A 15,215-nucleotide genomic window follows, 5' to 3' on the forward strand; every position below is an offset into this window, starting at 1 on the left:
CACTCCCTTTATGTATTGGATAAGCGATCTGCCAACCTCGCACTCCTATCCTATCGTTATACCCCAAAGGCCGTATTGTAAAAACGCGACAACAGGTAAAATATAAGCTCTTTATTTTTCGGGAATGTAATACCATAATCCAAATGGATTGCGCCCATATAGTGCTTTCCCAGAAGATCAGATATACTAAACTGGAATGAAATAACAGGAGTTGTTCAATATGACTGGAACGTCACAATTCTCATTGTTACCCTATCAACAAATGATTCAGTTGCTGCAGAAAGCGGGTTGGTATGAGAACCGATGCGTTGACATCTCGGCATACATAGAGCAGTGCCCTACATCCGCAGATTTATTTCCGGCTGCCCGATCGTTTCTAGAAGAGTTTTGGGGAATAGATGAAATTATATATTTTAAATACTATAGCCACATCTCCGGGGAAGTGCTGGCTGAAAGCCCCTGGCATGAATATGAAGTTCATTTTATTCCGAATGCTGAAGAGACACTACGTTGTTCCACAGAGATGCATTCGATCTTGAAATACGCTAATGAAGATTGTTATTGTCTTGGATTAACCAGATACTACTATTCCGCAGTCACAGCCATTGGCCGTTCGGGCAAACTGTATCTGTTACACGACTATGATCCAAACGTACATGCATTCGATAATCTGATTGACAGTATGATACATGAACTTCACATGCATAAGCTTGTTCCCCATTCACTCATGGGATGGAATCAGAAAGGAAATGAGATATGAGCCAATCAACGAATATTATGGGCATCCCTTTTCCCAATGTAACGATGGATCAAACCGTTGCGATCCTTGATAAAGTCGTAGATCAGGAAAGCAATGAACTCTTCCATGTCATCACAGGTAATCCCGAAATTGTTATGTCCTGTCAAAAGAATGCCTCTCTTCGCAAAGTCGTTGATCAAGCCGGGTTGGTCACAGCTGACGGTGCCGGTATTGTGATGGTATCCCGTTTTCGGGGCGGACAATTGACCGAACGGGTAACCGGTTGTGATCTGCTGTTTCGTTTATTGGAGGAAGGCGATCAAAAACACTGGTCATTCTACATGCTGGGAGCAGAGGAAAGCGTCAGTGAACAGGCAGTAAAGATCATTGCGCAGCGTTACCCCGGAGTTATCGTAAAAGGTAGACACCATGGTTATTTCCAGGCAGATGAGGAACAACAGATTGTGGAAGAGATTCGTACTGCTCAACCAGACTTTCTTATCGTGGCTCTTGGCGCCCCCCATGCGGAACACTGGATTAACAAGTATCGCCACCAGTTGAACGCTCGTGTAGCCATAGGTGTTGGAGGCAGTCTCGATATCGTGGCTGGCAAAACCAAACGTGCCACTGCGATATGGCAGAAGCTTAACCTGGAATGGCTCTATCGCCTCCTCAGTCAACCTTCGAGATGGCGCAGGCAACTCATTTTACCCCGTTTTGCTGTGCGGGCATTGTTGTTCAGAGAACCTAAATAATGTGAGATGAGCAGTACACCAGAGGAATACTTACACTCTAGACATCCGCATGGTGAGCGCCGAGGGCTGATCAATTAGAAACCTGTCCTGAAAATCAGGACAGGTAAATGACTTCTATGGTATCCCCCGTATGAATTACACCCTCCCGTTCAACCGAGCACACGATTCCACGTTTTTTGCGAGCCGCAGGCACGAATTTTTTGCGCAAACCGTCCTGTTCATAGAATTGTTCAATCATTTTTCCCGGATGTACACAGGGAAGGTTCTCCCCTTCACATATTAACCCTGTCCCGTTTGGAAATAGGAGCCGCGTTCCAGCAGGCAGTTCCGTCAATCGATCAATGCCACGAACCAGTATATTGGCACCAAGCCACTCTGGACGCACTTCAGGAATGTTCATTTTCTCAGCAATAAGAGCACATTCTTCCTCAGACACAATACTGATCTGGCGGCGATTCGCAATCGGTGTGCCACGCTTGTAGATTTTCTGACGTGAGTCCGCCGGACGAAGCAGACCATAATGACGGTCACCCGGAATTCCTGCAAGCTCAATGTCGATAAAAGGTACAACTCGGGTCACAAATGTGGATGGATCATCAGCCAACATGACGAATTGAACTGTTCCCATAGTAATCTCCTCCCTTTCCTGAGCAATATTACTTCTTTATTGTTCATTATTACCCAATGAATGGATTGTCGACAATCGGCGTATGCTTAGCTTTGTAACCATTTTTTAATTTCAACATCATAACTCAACTGGAAAACAATAAATAATTTAAATAATACGCAATTAAATTGTTACAAATCAAATTTGCTCTTTCCGTTCTTGTTGCAAACATTTATACTAGGATGGACAAGTAAATAAATTACATATCAGAAAGCAAGGTGTTTCCTTTGATTAGTATCATTTTTGTAGCTCTTGTAGCTGTCGAACACTTCTATATCATGGTGATGGAGATGTTTATGTGGACTCGTCCACGCACAATGAAAACCTTTAATCTCACGCCGGAATTCGCCAAATCCACCAAATCCCTTGCGGCCAATCAAGGCCTTTACAATGGATTTCTTGCGGCAGGTCTGATCTGGGGACTCGTATACCCGGATGCTGCCGTTGGACAGCATATTCAGATTTTCTTCCTGGCGTGTGTGATTATCGCGGCTCTTTATGGGGGAGCAACTTCTTCACGTTCCATCATTATCAAACAAGGTTTGCCTGCGATCATTGCGTTGTTGCTCGTTCTGTTCCTGTAATTTCTGTCGAATGGTGCATTGCTTCGATTCATGTTAACTCCTTTATGGTAAGGTAGTGAATAGATAGCAGTGTACAATGACCAGAATCGTTCTGGAATTGGAAGGAGAACATGTCATGGGATTGTTTGACAAGCTTCGGCGGCGCAAAAAGGAGAAAGTACCTGCAGGTGGTGCTGTCGAATCGACGAATTACAGTGAAACCATCGTGGGTTTTGTCCTGCTGGAGCGTGAGGATTGTGATTTTGACCTCTTCATCAGGAACATGAAGAACGAATGGGATATCGAGATTGAAGAACGCCCAGAGGAGGGCAATCTCTTTTTCGAAGTGAATGGAATGCAGGTAGTATGTGCCCACATTGCCGCGCCTGTGCCTGACCGTGAAGTTGAGGAGAATGCCAAACTCAATATCCTTTGGCGAGAAGCGGAGCAAGTTACCTCACGGCACCAGTCTCAGATTATTGTCTCTGTTCTGAACGCAACAGATGCAATTGAAGGACATGTTCTGTTCACTCAAACAGCGAGTGCTTTGTTACAGTTGGATCACGCGCTTGCCATATACATGGCCCCACTTGTTGTTGAAGCCAGTCAGTATGTCGAAACCAGCCGTGGGATCAAACATGATGAGTTGCCAGTCTCGCTCTGGATTTTCATCGGATTATTCCAAAATGCCGAGGCCGCTTCAGCTTACACTTACGGACTACGTAACTTTGGAAAAGAAGAGATGGAGATTATGCAATCGTCTGAATCCTTAAGCGATGTATTTGAGATGATGTTCATGACCACAACGTATGTTGTTGAGAACGACGTCACACTACATGACGGGGAAACACTAGGCTTCTCGGCAGAACAAAAGCTGAGCATTTCCCTTTCCAAAGGTGTAGCAACGGAAGGTAACAGTTTGAAGATTGGCTTCTAATTTACGTAGGATTTTCAATTTATCATGTTACAGTTATAGAAGCCGTCTGGAGTTCATTCTCTGGGCGGCTTTTAGCTATTTAACCTTCCTTCCAAAGAAGATATGATAACAATCCCTGAATTTAACTTCCCTAGGAATAAGTAGTCCATAAGAACCACTTAATTATGAATTTAGTTTTCATTCTCGTTATAAAAAGGTATAATTAATAGGCTTATAGTCTCATATATTACATATTATTTTATTATCGAGGAGTTGCCTACATGTCTGTTAGACGTTTGGATTCAACTAAACCTATTATTGAAATTATCTGGGAAGGTATTGTTTCTCCTGAACATGTCGAACAAACGAATACAGAAATCCAGAGAATAGCGGAACAATTGGGGAATTCGTTTGATGTGCTAGTAGATATGCGGAACATGAAGGCTTTCCCTCAGGACACCAAAGAGAAAATTGTGGAACACCAGAAACTACTGACACAGTGGGGGATGAAGCGAGCTAGTGTAGCCGTAGGTGGTGCGATCGCCAAAATGCAATTGAATCGGATCTCCAAAGAGTCCGCGCACCAGACTGAATTCCAATGGGAAACGTATGATGAGGCTTTGGCATTTTTGTTGAAATAATATTGAAGTGCTACGGACTTAGTATAATAAGAGAGATACCGATGCTGTACATGGCACACAGAAAGAGGCGTTCCCATGAGGAAACGCCTCTTCTTTTGCAGTTCCACGTGGTTTACTCAGTTTTGCCAGTGATCCGAACGCTCATCATTTAAGATTCAAGTTTACTAACACGCACCATCGTTACTGATGTACCATTTAAGGACTCCTCCACAAATCCTAACCGCTTATATAAGCGAATCGCTTGGTTATCCGGGTCAACACTGAGCGAGACTGCTGCAATTCCCCGCCGTTCAACCTCATCTAATGCGGTCTGAAGCAGTAAAGTACCTACTCCTTTTCCACGTGCATCTTCCGTTACAGCCATCCCCATCTCTGGCGTAGCTGCACTCACATAACCGTATCCCGCATTCTGATCCGTATAGAATCTTAATGTTATTGAACCTAGTCTCTTGCCCTGCTGGTCAACTGCAACATACCCGAAATCCCCTTCTCTTCCCCAGTCTTCAACGTATTTGGACAGTCCGGGAGTATGAATACTTTCGATTGGAAAAGGTTCATCACCTTCTCTTCTATGCAGGGATGCGTATAACATCTCCCACAGAAAGGGGATATCCTGTTCTTCAATAGGGCGTACATAATAGTTGGATATGATGGTCATGTTTGCTCCTCCTTCAGCTTTTCAAAAAGGCGGTCCATCTCATTCAGATTAAACTCATTGGTAATCTCGTAGTCCTCAAATTTGTCTCTCGTTTTTGCCTCGCTGTAGATTGAGATGGACTTTTCATTATAAAACGTCAGTCCAAATCCATCGGTAAAGCGACCTTCTTTATTAATGGTAAGTCGCCACTCATAGTAATGCGGATTCCTTTCGGAAACGTCGAATTCCCCTACTCTTTTAAGATCAACATCCTTTAATAGCTTCAGCATATCTCTAATCTTATTGGGATCTGTAATCGTCACTTCATCATCTTCATTATACGGTTCATTGTCGGAGATTTTCCTAATCGTCAGTCGATCCAATGTATCCAGCATCGTCATATGATTTGTGACCTCTGCTCGAAACGTCGTGTGTTTGCTGGGGATATACTTAGTATATTGACCAGAGGTATACATACGCACTGCAATAGCTAAAAAAACAATAATTATGGAGATACCCATAATCATCTTGATTTGTCTACTCATCCCAATCCCCTCTCTAGATCTACATAAAACATATAAATTGGTAATTATTGATATATCCCAGTATAACATCTCACTCCTTCTGTTCCAATGTCATTTCTTATCTCTGGTCCCTCAATTACGATGACGTTTTTGGGCTACACTAAAATTGAAGATTTAAACAAACAAGCCGCGTTCTCCCATAGGGTGAGCGCGGCTTGTTTGTTTACTTTGTTATATTGTTTTATTAGCTATTCAGAACGTGGTAAGACAATAACCCTTATCCCGAGCATGAATATACACACGTAGACTTGGCCTCACGTCTGTTCAGCGTACACCGAAAACTATTTGTTTTCAGCTCAATACACGACCTGCTGATTCTCGGATAACCAGCTCAGGCTTCAGCACAATCTTCTGTGGCTCTTTTTGTTCATCCTTTAACTCTTCAATCAACAGATCTACAGCGCGATGTCCCAGTTCTTCAATTGGCTGGGCAACGGTCGTAAGCGGTGGACTGGTTACCGAAGCCAGAATGGTATTATCAAATCCGATAATCGACACATCCTCTGGCACGCGTAGGCCCAGCTCTTTGGCTGCCTGAAGTGCACCGATGGCCTGAATGTCATTACAACAGAACAAACCTGTCGGGTGATCCTTCTCACCGAGCAGCAATAGCGCCTCTTTTTTGGCCGAGCTCAGGTCAGCTGCCGATTCTCGGATCTGATTCGGTTCCAGCGTATGACCTGCCTTAATCAGGGTTTCACGGAATCCACGTACACGTTCCTGACTGCTGCTGACTTTGGACGGTTCCGACAGAACCGCTACACGGGTGTGCCCAAGTTCAAGCAGATGCTCCGCTGCGAGTGCTCCGCCAAGTATGTCGTCAATGGTGACTGTATGAACCGACAGGGATGGCATATGACGTGCAATCAAAGCGACAGGGATAGACTGCTGCAAGAGGGGTGACAAAATTTCTGCATTATCGATCCCGGTTCCGATCATCATGCCATCGACCCTTTTTTGCTGAAGCAGATTCAGGTAACGCTCTACCCGCTCGTCCTTATTATCCGTACTGCAGATGACCACGCTGTAACCCAATTGACGGCTTCGATCCTCCACGGCTCTGGCGAGTTCTGCGAAATACGGGTTTGAGATGTCCGGTACGAGCAGCCCCAATGTATACGTCTGCTTCCCTGTAAGTGCAGCTGCGATCGCACTGGGTTGATAATGAAGGCGTTCCATGATCTCCATAATCTCGGCGCGCCGCTTCTCGCTGATCTTGCCTTTGCCATTAATGACCTGCGAGACGGTTGCAATGGATACCCCCGCCTCGCGTGCTATATCGTATATGGTTGCTTTCATTGTTTTTCCCCATTTGTGCTATATATAAATTTCGTTATACATAGATAATTGTTCTCTTCTTCTCATTATGCAGGGGGAAGTCTGCATACGCAACTTGAAGCCAGCACAATGTGCGTAGCATGAACTGCTTTACTTTTTCATCAACCACTCATGGTCAGGATCGTTATGGAATTTCCAGGTCCGGGTTGGTCCAGCCATCACGTTCAGATAGTAGACCTCATACCCCGGAGGAGCGCCTACCGGATGATATCCGTCCGGAACAAGCACCACTTCACCGTTTTTCACTGCTAGCGTCTCGTCCACAGAACGATCATCCGTGTATATACGCTGAATGGCAAACCCCTGCTCAGGCTGTACACGGAAATAATACGTTTCTTCCAGCAAAGATTCATCCGGGAGTGCGTCCCGATCATGCTTATGTGGCGGGTAACTAGACCAATGCCCATCTGGTGTGAATACCTCAACAACGAGCAGACTGTCTGCTTCCTTTTGTTCCGGCAAAATGTTGTGAATCTGGCGTTCCAGATTACCATACCCTCGCGCCTCTACCCCTACATCTTCGGGTGCAATGAGACGAGCCGGGTGCGTTCCTTTACCGGGTGCAACACATATAGCGATTTCCAGTTCGGTACGTGCTGTGATCTGCACTTGATCGGAAGTTGAGACGTAGACCGAGTACGGAGGTATTTTCTCGAAAACACTCATTCTTTTTCCGATATTATCCCATGTGTGCTCCCGGGTACTTACATTGGCGAAACCACTGAGAAGCACCACACAGAGTTCCTGATCACCGCTCTCACGGGTTAGCGTCTCCCCCTCCGCCAGCTTCGCTACCTGAAAGCCAACATATTCCCACCCCGCCGACTCCGGTGTTACGTTTATAAGTGTACCGTCTCCCTCCGGGTTGACCACGGGTTTCACAATACGTTCTGACATCTTGCCATCCACTCCTTTCTGTAGTCGTCCACAACAACCTGATACTTATAAAAAAACAAAAACTTGGACCATTCTTGCGCTCTATTAGAAAAAAGTGACTTTAATCATCCACCTATGGCGTTGCCGTTTGCGATTCCAGTGACACCCCAGGGACTTCACTCAGCTTCACAGGTCTTCCCCGCTCCATGGACATTTTTGCTGCCAGTGCAATTCGTTCTGCCTGTACTGCATCGTGGCCATCAACGATAACCGGTGTATCATGAATGATTGCATCGATAAAGAGGGCTGTCTCCTGTACATATGCTTCATTGTAGCGTTCCAGGAAAAAGTGTAACGGTTTGTCGCGCATAAGCCCGGCCGCTGTACTGATCTCAGCCGTATTTGGATGATCATTCGCCGCTGCGGCGCTGCCCTTCGAGCCAAATACTTCAACACGCTGATCGTATCCGTATACTGCCTGACGGCTGTTATCAATAACACCAATCGCTCCATTGGCAAAAGTCATCGTTACAATCGCTGTATCCACGTCACCATGTTCCGCAAAAACCGGATTGATCAGCACGTTGCCCTGAGCGTACACTTCTTCCACTTCACTCCCGGACAGATAACGGGCCATGTCAAAATCGTGGATCATCATGTCCATGAAGATCCCGCCAGACACCCGGATGTACTCCGCAGGAGGCGGACTCGGGTCGCGAGACGTAATTTTGATAATATGTGGATCACCAATCGTACCATCCTGCACATGCGCACGTATCCGTCTGAAGTTGTGATCGAAGCGGCGGTTAAATCCAATTTGTAGCTTCACGCCAGCCTTCTGAACTGCCGCTACAGCCGCTTGGGTCTGTGCCAGATCCATGCTGACCGGCTTCTCGCAGAAGATATGTTTGCCCGCCTGGGCGGCCTGTTCGATCAGCGGCACATGTGTATCTGTTGAAGAACAGATCAGCACCGCGTCTACATTAGGCATCGAGATCAACTCGCTGCTGTTCGTTGTTACAACAGGGATGCCACGACTGGAGGCCCAAGCCTCCAATTCAGGACCTGCAAATAAGTCACTGATTCCCACAATCTCGGCATGCGGGTTACGCAGGAGATTGTCTGCATGAATTTTGCCGATCCGTCCAGCACCGATGATGCCAATTCTCACTTTGTCCTTGCCCATTCCGTTATCCTCCCTATGTGCGTCCATATGGGCTGGGCGTTCCCCTTAGCCCGAGTGATGCTCTGGTTGTTACCAGCGCGCCGTTACCATCTTCTTGCGAGTGTAGAATTCAACACCATCCGTACCATTGGCATGTAGATCACCATAGAAGGACTTTTTCCAACCGGAAAACGGGAAGAATGCCATTGGCGCAGGTACGCCCAGGTTAATACCCAACATGCCCGCATCAATCGTTTCACGGAATTGACGCATACTCGCTCCGCTGCGGGTGAACAGACACGCCCCGTTGGCAAAATCAGAACGGTTCGCCAGCTCAACGGCTTCCTCCAGCGTAGACACTCTTGCCACCGAGAGTACTGGAGCAAAGATCTCATCCTGCCAAATTTTCATATTGCTATCAACTTGGTCAAATACCGTTGGCCCTACAAAATAACCGGATTCACCTGTCGCCTGATCCTTACGTCCATCCCGAATCAATGCCGCGCCTTCCTGCTCTCCGGCTTCAATGTAACTGAGTGTACGCTCTTTATGTGGTCCACGGATGACAGGACCGAGGAACACGCCCTCATCCATGCCGTTACCAATGGTAATGCGGTCTGCCGCTTCCACCAGCTTTTGTACCAGTTCGTCAGCCACCTCACCCACAGCTACAACAACCGCACATGCCATGCAACGCTCCCCTGCTGAACCAAAAGCTGCACTGGTAATCTCTTTCACGGTTAGATCGAGATCGGCGTCTGGCATAACGATGGAGTGGTTTTTGGCACCAGCCAGTGCCTGTACCCGTTTGCCATGCTTGGATGCAGTGGTGTAGACGTATTCAGCTACAGGTTGTGATCCGACAAAGGAGATCGCTTGAACATCCTTATGTTCCAGCAACCCGTTCACGACATCATGCGCACCGTGAACGATGTTGAGCACGCCGTCAGGAAGCCCCGCTTCCTTGAACAGCTCTGCCAGGCGGCCTGCCAGCAGCGGTGTGCGCTCGGACGGCTTCAAGACAAAGGTGTTACCACACGCAATAGCCAGCGGGAACATCCAGCACGGCACCATCATCGGGAAGTTGAATGGGGTAATCCCCCCAATTACACCGATTGGGTAACGGTACATGCCCGACTCCAGTCCTGTAGCGATGTCAGGCAGTTGTTTGCCCATCATCAGATTCGGGGCACCAGCCGCGAACTCGACGCATTCAATGCCACGCAATACCTCGCCATACGCTTCGGCATAACTTTTACCGTTCTCCAGCGTTACCAGGCGGGCGAGCTCCTCCCAATGTTCAACCAGCAACTGCTGGTAGCGGAACAGAATACGTGCACGGCGTGGAACCGGTGTGCTGCTCCAGGATTTGAACGCTTCTCGTGCTGTCTGAACCGCCAGATCCACGTCCGCTTGTTCGGACAATGGCACATGTGCAATAACCTCTTCTGTAGCCGGATTCACCACTGGCTCCGTGCGAGTTGACGCTGGGGTTACCCAGGCACCTCCGATCCAGTTTTGTACCATTGTCGCTGTTGCAGACGCTTCAGAAATTCCTTTTCCCATAGCCCTGTCTCCCTTCGCTTATGTGTGATCCCTTATGTTGAACTTATATGATTGATGTTGATCTGTATGAGTGTGTTATTCAAAGTATTGCAACGAGCTTCAAGACACGGTGATCTCGCCCCGATTGCAACGTTCAATGTAGTCATTTACCTGTTCGACCGTTGGCATTGCATCCGAACAGCTGTGGCTTGAAATAACGATACTTGCTGCGCCACTGCCATACGCCATACTGCGCTCAATTGTCCAGCCCTGCATCAATCCATACAGGAACCCAGCCGCATAGGAGTCGCCTGCGCCGAACGTTTTGACCACTTTTGCCGGATAGCTGTCCGCACGATGGGAAAGCCCTTCACGCGTATAAGCAATGGATCCTTCCTTCCCGTGTTTGATTACTACAATATTCGCTGAGAAATCAAACCATTTCTGTGCAGTTACTTGATCGCTATGATCCGGATTGTGATCGAATGTCTCCATCATGTCGAACTCTTCACGTGTGCCGAGGATGATATCGCATTTCTCGGCTGCAAGGTTGTAATAGACCGCTGTCTCTTCATCTGATGTCCATGTGTATGGGCGATAGTCCAGATCAAACACAATAACTGTGCCATGTTTTTTTGCATACGTTATTGCCTGTAATACGGCTTCACGGGATGGGCTCTGCGCGAGGGCTGTGCCTGAGATTAGCAGCACTTTGGAGTCAGCAATCAACTGCTCTTGTACCTCTTGCGCCTGTAGTAACAGATCCGCTACATTGTCCCGGTACATCAGGATACTGCAATCCGTTGGGCTTTTGATTTCGGTAAAAGCAAGCCCTGTCACCGCTCCAGTGTCATCTGTAACTACATTTGATGTGTCGATGCCGTTCTTCTCCAAATAACTCTGGATGAATCTGCCCATCTGGTCACCCGCGATCTTACCGATAAAAGCCGTCTCCATACCCAGTCTGGACATGCCAATCGTAATATTGGCCGGAGAGCCGCCAACATACTTCGTGAACGTCATCGTCTCTTCCATCGGGCGATTGATCTCATTGGCGTTCAAGTCGATGCACAAGCGACCAATGGCGGTGAAATCCTTCTTCCTGGATACCGGAAAGGATACGTAAGTCATTGCATGTGAGCCCCTTTCTGTAGTGGGATTTTCCATGTTGTATATGGATATCTAGACTAGTTACTCATTCCATCGTAAGAACTCGTAAACGGCTAGAGTAAGTCATTTTTATTTTCCAATCGTAACGTTATACTCTTGCTAGCCTTCTTCCTTTTCACTTCATGGGTTTGGCCTCTGACCGCTGCAATGCTGAACAAATCAGCTGTGTTGGTATAAGGACTCCATATAGTTCAAGGAGCGTTTGGCATACTCGTACGGGTTATGAATCGCAGGGTCCTGCTCTCCTTCAAGCATCGCCCAGCCATCGTACCCTCGTGTGATCAGTTCTTGCAGAATTGGTGCAAAATCAATGCATCCATCTCCTGGTACGGTGAACACTCCTCTACGAATACAACCGACAAAGTCAGACTGCTCCGCGCGTGCTTCATCCAGCACATGCGGGCGGGTATCTTTCAGATGGATATAGGCGATCCGATCATAATGTTTGCGTAGCAGTTCAAGTGGATCGGCTCCGCCATAGTAGGCATGACCAGTATCATAGAGCAGATACACGAGAGAAGGGTCTGTCAGCTCCATCAGTCGATCAATCTCATCCGGTTGCTCTACCACTGTGCCTCCATGATGATGGTACGTAAGCTTCAACCCATGTTCGCGAGCAATAGCTCCTGCTTCGTTCAACCCTTCAGCAAGAATATGCCATTCAGATTCGCTGAGTCTGAGCACTTCTTTTTCATTCGGAGTTCGTCTTGGATCAAAATGAAGTGACCCGCCTACCTCCGCCGTACTGATCACCTTACTGCCCATGGATTGCAGAAACTCCGCATGTCTGCGATAACTGTCCAGCTCCGACTGACGATACGCCAGATCGGAGAACAGTACCGATTTCCACTGAGAGACCAACTTGATATTCCTTTTGCTCAATTCCTCACGCAATATAGCAGGGTCAGTCGGATATTTACGTCCCATCTCTGTACCTCTCAGCCCAAGACGCTGAATGTCATCCAGAATCTGTGCACACGTTGTCGCATCACCATGCTCTTTCACATCTTCACCGACCCAATTGATCGGATGAATCCCAAGCTGAAATGGCAGCTTGCTCATTGCTCCACGTCTCCTTTGTCGTTCAACATTGTGGTTCACTATATTAAACCGGATTAAATCGGTCTTGCTTTGGCACGGTTGGCTTGCATCGTGTGATGAGCATGAACTACCTTTTCTTCGGCAGATACCTCAGGTACACCCACATTCCACCATGACTCGTATCCACCTGCGTTGGTTCCAGGCACGACCGGAATCTCAATCAACGTACTCACTGTTTCGTTCTTCGCATCTCGGAGTGCTTGTTCCAGCTGTTCTGCTGTCTCCGCTCTATAGGATTTGGCTCCCATGCTTCGGGCGTGTGCAGCAAAGTCCATTGGCATGTAATCCCCGGTCAGTCGTCCACTCTCGGATTCCCGATAACGGAACTCATTGCCGAACCCGTCACTACCGTGTTCCCGCTGCAAATTATGAATACACTGGAATCCATTGTTGTTGAATAATAGGACAGTCATCTTCTTCTGTTCCTGCAAACTGGTCACAAACTCCGAATGCAGCATCAGATAACTGCCATCCCCCACCATGGCGTACACTTCACGATCCGGCTCAGCAAGTGCTGCTCCGAACGCTCCGCTTACCTCGTACCCCATACAGGAGAATCCATACTCCATGTGATACGTCTTTGGTTCAGCCGCACGCCACAGACGATGCAGATCGCCTGGCAGACTGCCCGCCGCACACACAATAACGGAAGATGGATCAATGGTCCGGTTAACGATGCCAACTGCTGTAGTCTGTGCCAGCCCTGCTTCATGTTGAGCTGCATACAGCCGATCCACTTCTGCATTCCATTCAGCGCGGAGATCAGCGATTTCGGATGCGCCATATGCACTTCGGTATTGTCTTTCCTGCAATTCCTTCTGCAAAGCCTGCAATCCTTCGCGTGCATCTGCCAGAATGGCTTCCCCGCCTAACTTGGCGGCATCCATGCCATTCAGGTTAATGTTGATGAATGAAGCTTCCGGATGTTGAAAAGCAGAGCGGGACGCCGTCGTAAAATCCGAGAACCGCGTACCGACGCCGATCACAACGTCTGCTTCTCTCGCCAGCCTATTGGCTGCTAGAGAACCTGTAACCCCGATGGCCCCCACATTTAGTGGGTGGTCCCAAGAAACTGCGCTCTTGCCCGCCTGCGTCTCGGCGATCGGAATACCAAATGCCTCGGCGAATTCCACGAGTTGAACGGACGCCTCAGAGTACAACACACCGCCGCCTGCAACGAGCAGCGGTTTCCTGCCTCGGGCAATCTGCTCCGTTGCCCGCTCAATGGCTGCCTGTACTGGGGGGCGACGATCCAGATAATGTACTTTGCGGGCAAAGAACGATTCTGGATAATCGTACGCCTCTGCCTGCACATCCTGCGGCAATGCGAGCGTTACTGCTCCCGTCTCTGCTGGATCGGTTAGCACACGCATGGCCTGTGTAACAGCAATCATCAACTGTTCGGGACGAACGATGCGATCCCAGTATTTACTGACGGCTTTGAATGGATCAGTGGCTGAGATTGTATAATCACTGCTCACTTCCAACTGCTGAAGTACCGGGTCTGGTTCCCGTGTAGCAAAGTTATCTCCTGGAAGCAATAAAACCGGAATCCGGTTCACCGTTGCGGTAGCTGCCGCTGTAATCATATTCAAAGCACCAGGTCCAATGGATGTAGTACATGCATAGATCTGTCTACGGTTCTTCTGCTTGGCATAAGCCGCTGCCGTATGCACCATGCCTTGTTCGTTCTTGCCTTGCATATACGTCAGGCTTCCCGGACTGCGCTCCAGCGCTTCTCCAATGCCTGTTACATTGCCATGTCCAAAAATACCGATGATTCCCTTCACAAACTTGGTTTCCACCCCGTCAACCGAGATATATTGCTGATCCAGGTATCGAAGCAGTGCCTGAGCCATCGTTAGTCGAATTGTATTCATGAATTGATCGCCGTCCTTTCCTTTACGGGTTAAGCGCTTAATCTAAGTTAAGTTTAAGCGCCTTACCCCTAAAGGTTAAGCGCTTAATTGATATGGTATTACAGGTTACTGATTTACGCAAGCTATTTTTGTAAGCGTTTTTATAAATTGTGATAAAGAAAAGATATTCTTGTGTTCGAACATGTGTTAGACCTTCTCTATTTGAACACTTCCACAATGACTAAGGACAGACTTAAAAGAGAGGGGAATATATCGTGAGGATGGGATACATGTTGGTACATGCTAATCAGCTATGTAATTCATGATCTTCGTATACAATCATGGTCAATATGCCTGTGAATGCAAAAAAAAAAGAAAGAGACGGTGAGTACCGTCTCTTTCTTTTTCAAAATATAAAGCGGGTGATGGGAATCGAACCCACGCTATTAGCTTGGAAGGCTAAAGTTCTACCATTGAACTACACCCGCATAACAACAATCGGGATGACACGATTTGAACATGCGACCCCCTGGTCCCAAACCAGGTGCTCTACCAAGCTGAGCTACATCCCGTTATCTATACCGGCGAGAGGACTCGAACCTCCACGGTTTCCCACTCGATTTTGAGTCGAGCGCGTCTGCCATTCCGCCACGCCGGCA

General features: G+C 47.7%; 15 protein-coding genes and 3 tRNA genes. 5 read left to right on the top strand and 13 right to left on the bottom strand.

Translation table 11 applies throughout. The features are described 5' to 3' along the window. Positions 1–220 precede the first annotated feature (220 nt). Both C170_RS07570 and C170_RS07575 read left to right on the top strand, forming a co-directional pair. Positions 221–760: an SUKH-3 domain-containing protein gene (locus C170_RS07570; RefSeq protein ID WP_051447061.1), complete on the top strand. Its 540-nt coding sequence runs from the start codon at positions 221–223 to the stop codon at positions 758–760. Next, positions 757–1,494, top strand: coding sequence for a WecB/TagA/CpsF family glycosyltransferase (locus C170_RS07575; protein ID WP_036607975.1), 738 nt, complete (start codon positions 757–759; stop codon positions 1,492–1,494). The genes C170_RS07570 and C170_RS07575 overlap by 4 nt, the downstream gene beginning before the upstream one ends. 94 nt (positions 1,495–1,588) lie before the next feature. Here the strand turns inward: C170_RS07575 and C170_RS07580 are convergent, their stop codons facing one another. After that, complete coding sequence (locus C170_RS07580) at positions 1,589–2,122, bottom strand: MOSC domain-containing protein (protein WP_036607978.1); 534 nt, start codon at positions 2,120–2,122, stop codon at positions 1,589–1,591. Between the two features lie 266 nt (positions 2,123–2,388). Here C170_RS07580 and C170_RS07585 point away from each other — a divergent pair, with 266 nt between their 5' ends. The 3 genes from C170_RS07585 to C170_RS07595 all read left to right on the top strand — a co-directional run bounded on the left by C170_RS07585 (position 2,389) and on the right by C170_RS07595 (position 4,281). After that, entirely contained in the window at positions 2,389–2,745 is a 357-nt protein-coding gene (locus C170_RS07585) for a DUF1304 domain-containing protein (protein ID WP_036608019.1), read from the top strand. A 76-nt stretch (positions 2,746–2,821) separates the two neighbouring features. Then, positions 2,822–3,661, top strand: coding sequence for a DUF4261 domain-containing protein (locus tag C170_RS07590; RefSeq protein WP_081745884.1), 840 nt, complete (start codon positions 2,822–2,824; stop codon positions 3,659–3,661). 260 nt (positions 3,662–3,921) lie between these two features. Beyond that, positions 3,922–4,281 carry a hypothetical protein gene (locus C170_RS07595; protein ID WP_036607981.1) on the top strand — a complete coding sequence of 120 codons (360 nt, stop codon included), beginning with the start codon at positions 3,922–3,924 and terminating at the stop codon, positions 4,279–4,281. Between the two features lie 148 nt (positions 4,282–4,429). On the opposite strand, the gene C170_RS07600 is transcribed toward C170_RS07595, so the two are convergent. From C170_RS07600 to C170_RS07655, 12 genes are all read right to left on the bottom strand, one after another. Further along, a complete protein-coding gene (locus C170_RS07600) occupies positions 4,430–4,939 on the bottom strand; it encodes a GNAT family N-acetyltransferase (protein ID WP_051447063.1) in 510 nt (169 codons plus the stop codon). Continuing rightward, positions 4,936–5,463 (bottom strand): hypothetical protein, encoded by a 528-nt coding sequence (locus C170_RS07605; RefSeq protein ID WP_036607984.1) that lies wholly within the window; start codon positions 5,461–5,463, stop codon positions 4,936–4,938. Before C170_RS07605 ends, C170_RS07600 begins: the two co-directional genes overlap by 4 nt. 330 nt (positions 5,464–5,793) lie before the next feature. Beyond that, entirely contained in the window at positions 5,794–6,801 is a 1,008-nt protein-coding gene (locus C170_RS07610) for a LacI family DNA-binding transcriptional regulator (RefSeq protein ID WP_036607987.1), read from the bottom strand. Between the two features lie 129 nt (positions 6,802–6,930). Beyond that, positions 6,931–7,737 (bottom strand): 5-deoxy-glucuronate isomerase, encoded by an 807-nt coding sequence (gene iolB, locus C170_RS07615; protein ID WP_036607990.1) that lies wholly within the window; start codon positions 7,735–7,737, stop codon positions 6,931–6,933. A gap of 112 nt (positions 7,738–7,849) precedes the next feature. Next, a complete protein-coding gene (gene iolG / locus C170_RS07620; protein WP_036607993.1) occupies positions 7,850–8,902 on the bottom strand; it encodes an inositol 2-dehydrogenase in 1,053 nt (350 codons plus the stop codon). 69 nt (positions 8,903–8,971) lie between these two features. Continuing rightward, complete coding sequence (locus C170_RS07625) at positions 8,972–10,447, bottom strand: CoA-acylating methylmalonate-semialdehyde dehydrogenase (RefSeq protein ID WP_327196628.1); 1,476 nt, start codon at positions 10,445–10,447, stop codon at positions 8,972–8,974. Positions 10,448–10,546: 99 nt separating this feature from the next. Then, on the bottom strand, positions 10,547–11,557 hold the full coding sequence (gene iolC / locus C170_RS07630; protein ID WP_036607996.1) for a 5-dehydro-2-deoxygluconokinase: 1,011 nt from the start codon (positions 11,555–11,557) through the stop codon (positions 10,547–10,549). A 198-nt stretch (positions 11,558–11,755) separates the two neighbouring features. Next, the gene (gene iolE, locus C170_RS07635) at positions 11,756–12,658 is read right to left on the bottom strand and encodes a myo-inosose-2 dehydratase (RefSeq protein ID WP_036607999.1); all 903 of its coding nucleotides are present in this window, start codon (positions 12,656–12,658) and stop codon (positions 11,756–11,758) included. 53 nt (positions 12,659–12,711) lie between these two features. Further along, positions 12,712–14,577, bottom strand: a complete 1,866-nt coding sequence (iolD, locus tag C170_RS07640) for a 3D-(3,5/4)-trihydroxycyclohexane-1,2-dione acylhydrolase (decyclizing) (protein WP_036608001.1) — start codon at positions 14,575–14,577, stop codon at positions 12,712–12,714. Between the two features lie 396 nt (positions 14,578–14,973). Further along, a tRNA-Gly gene (locus tag C170_RS07645) sits at positions 14,974–15,044 on the bottom strand. 10 nt (positions 15,045–15,054) lie between these two features. Next, positions 15,055–15,128, bottom strand: a tRNA-Pro gene (locus tag C170_RS07650). A gap of 7 nt (positions 15,129–15,135) precedes the next feature. Continuing rightward, positions 15,136–15,214, bottom strand: a tRNA-Leu gene (locus C170_RS07655). Position 15,215: the final 1 nt, after the last annotated feature.

Source organism: Paenibacillus sp. FSL H7-689 (genome assembly GCF_000517905.1).
Classification (GTDB): domain Bacteria; phylum Bacillota; class Bacilli; order Paenibacillales; family Paenibacillaceae; genus Paenibacillus; species Paenibacillus amylolyticus.

Excerpts from the sequence above, each read along its gene's own strand:
- C170_RS07570 (WP_051447061.1), top strand. The coding sequence starts at position 221 with ATGACTGGAACGTCACAATTCTCATTGTTACCCTATCAACAAATGATT.
- C170_RS07575 (WP_036607975.1), top strand. The coding sequence starts at position 757 with ATGAGCCAATCAACGAATATTATGGGCATCCCTTTTCCCAATGTAACG.
- C170_RS07580 (WP_036607978.1), bottom strand. The coding sequence starts at position 2,122 with ATGGGAACAGTTCAATTCGTCATGTTGGCTGATGATCCATCCACATTT.
- C170_RS07590 (WP_081745884.1), top strand. The coding sequence starts at position 2,822 with ATGACCAGAATCGTTCTGGAATTGGAAGGAGAACATGTCATGGGATTG.
- C170_RS07595 (WP_036607981.1), top strand. The coding sequence starts at position 3,922 with ATGTCTGTTAGACGTTTGGATTCAACTAAACCTATTATTGAAATTATC.
- C170_RS07600 (WP_051447063.1), bottom strand. The coding sequence starts at position 4,939 with ATGACCATCATATCCAACTATTATGTACGCCCTATTGAAGAACAGGAT.
- C170_RS07605 (WP_036607984.1), bottom strand. The coding sequence starts at position 5,463 with ATGAGTAGACAAATCAAGATGATTATGGGTATCTCCATAATTATTGTT.
- C170_RS07610 (WP_036607987.1), bottom strand. The coding sequence starts at position 6,801 with ATGAAAGCAACCATATACGATATAGCACGCGAGGCGGGGGTATCCATT.
- iolB (WP_036607990.1), bottom strand. The coding sequence starts at position 7,737 with ATGTCAGAACGTATTGTGAAACCCGTGGTCAACCCGGAGGGAGACGGT.
- iolG (WP_036607993.1), bottom strand. The coding sequence starts at position 8,902 with ATGGGCAAGGACAAAGTGAGAATTGGCATCATCGGTGCTGGACGGATC.
- C170_RS07625 (WP_327196628.1), bottom strand. The coding sequence starts at position 10,447 with ATGGGAAAAGGAATTTCTGAAGCGTCTGCAACAGCGACAATGGTACAA.
- iolC (WP_036607996.1), bottom strand. The coding sequence starts at position 11,557 with ATGACTTACGTATCCTTTCCGGTATCCAGGAAGAAGGATTTCACCGCC.
- iolE (WP_036607999.1), bottom strand. The coding sequence starts at position 12,658 with ATGAGCAAGCTGCCATTTCAGCTTGGGATTCATCCGATCAATTGGGTC.
- iolD (WP_036608001.1), bottom strand. The coding sequence starts at position 14,577 with ATGAATACAATTCGACTAACGATGGCTCAGGCACTGCTTCGATACCTG.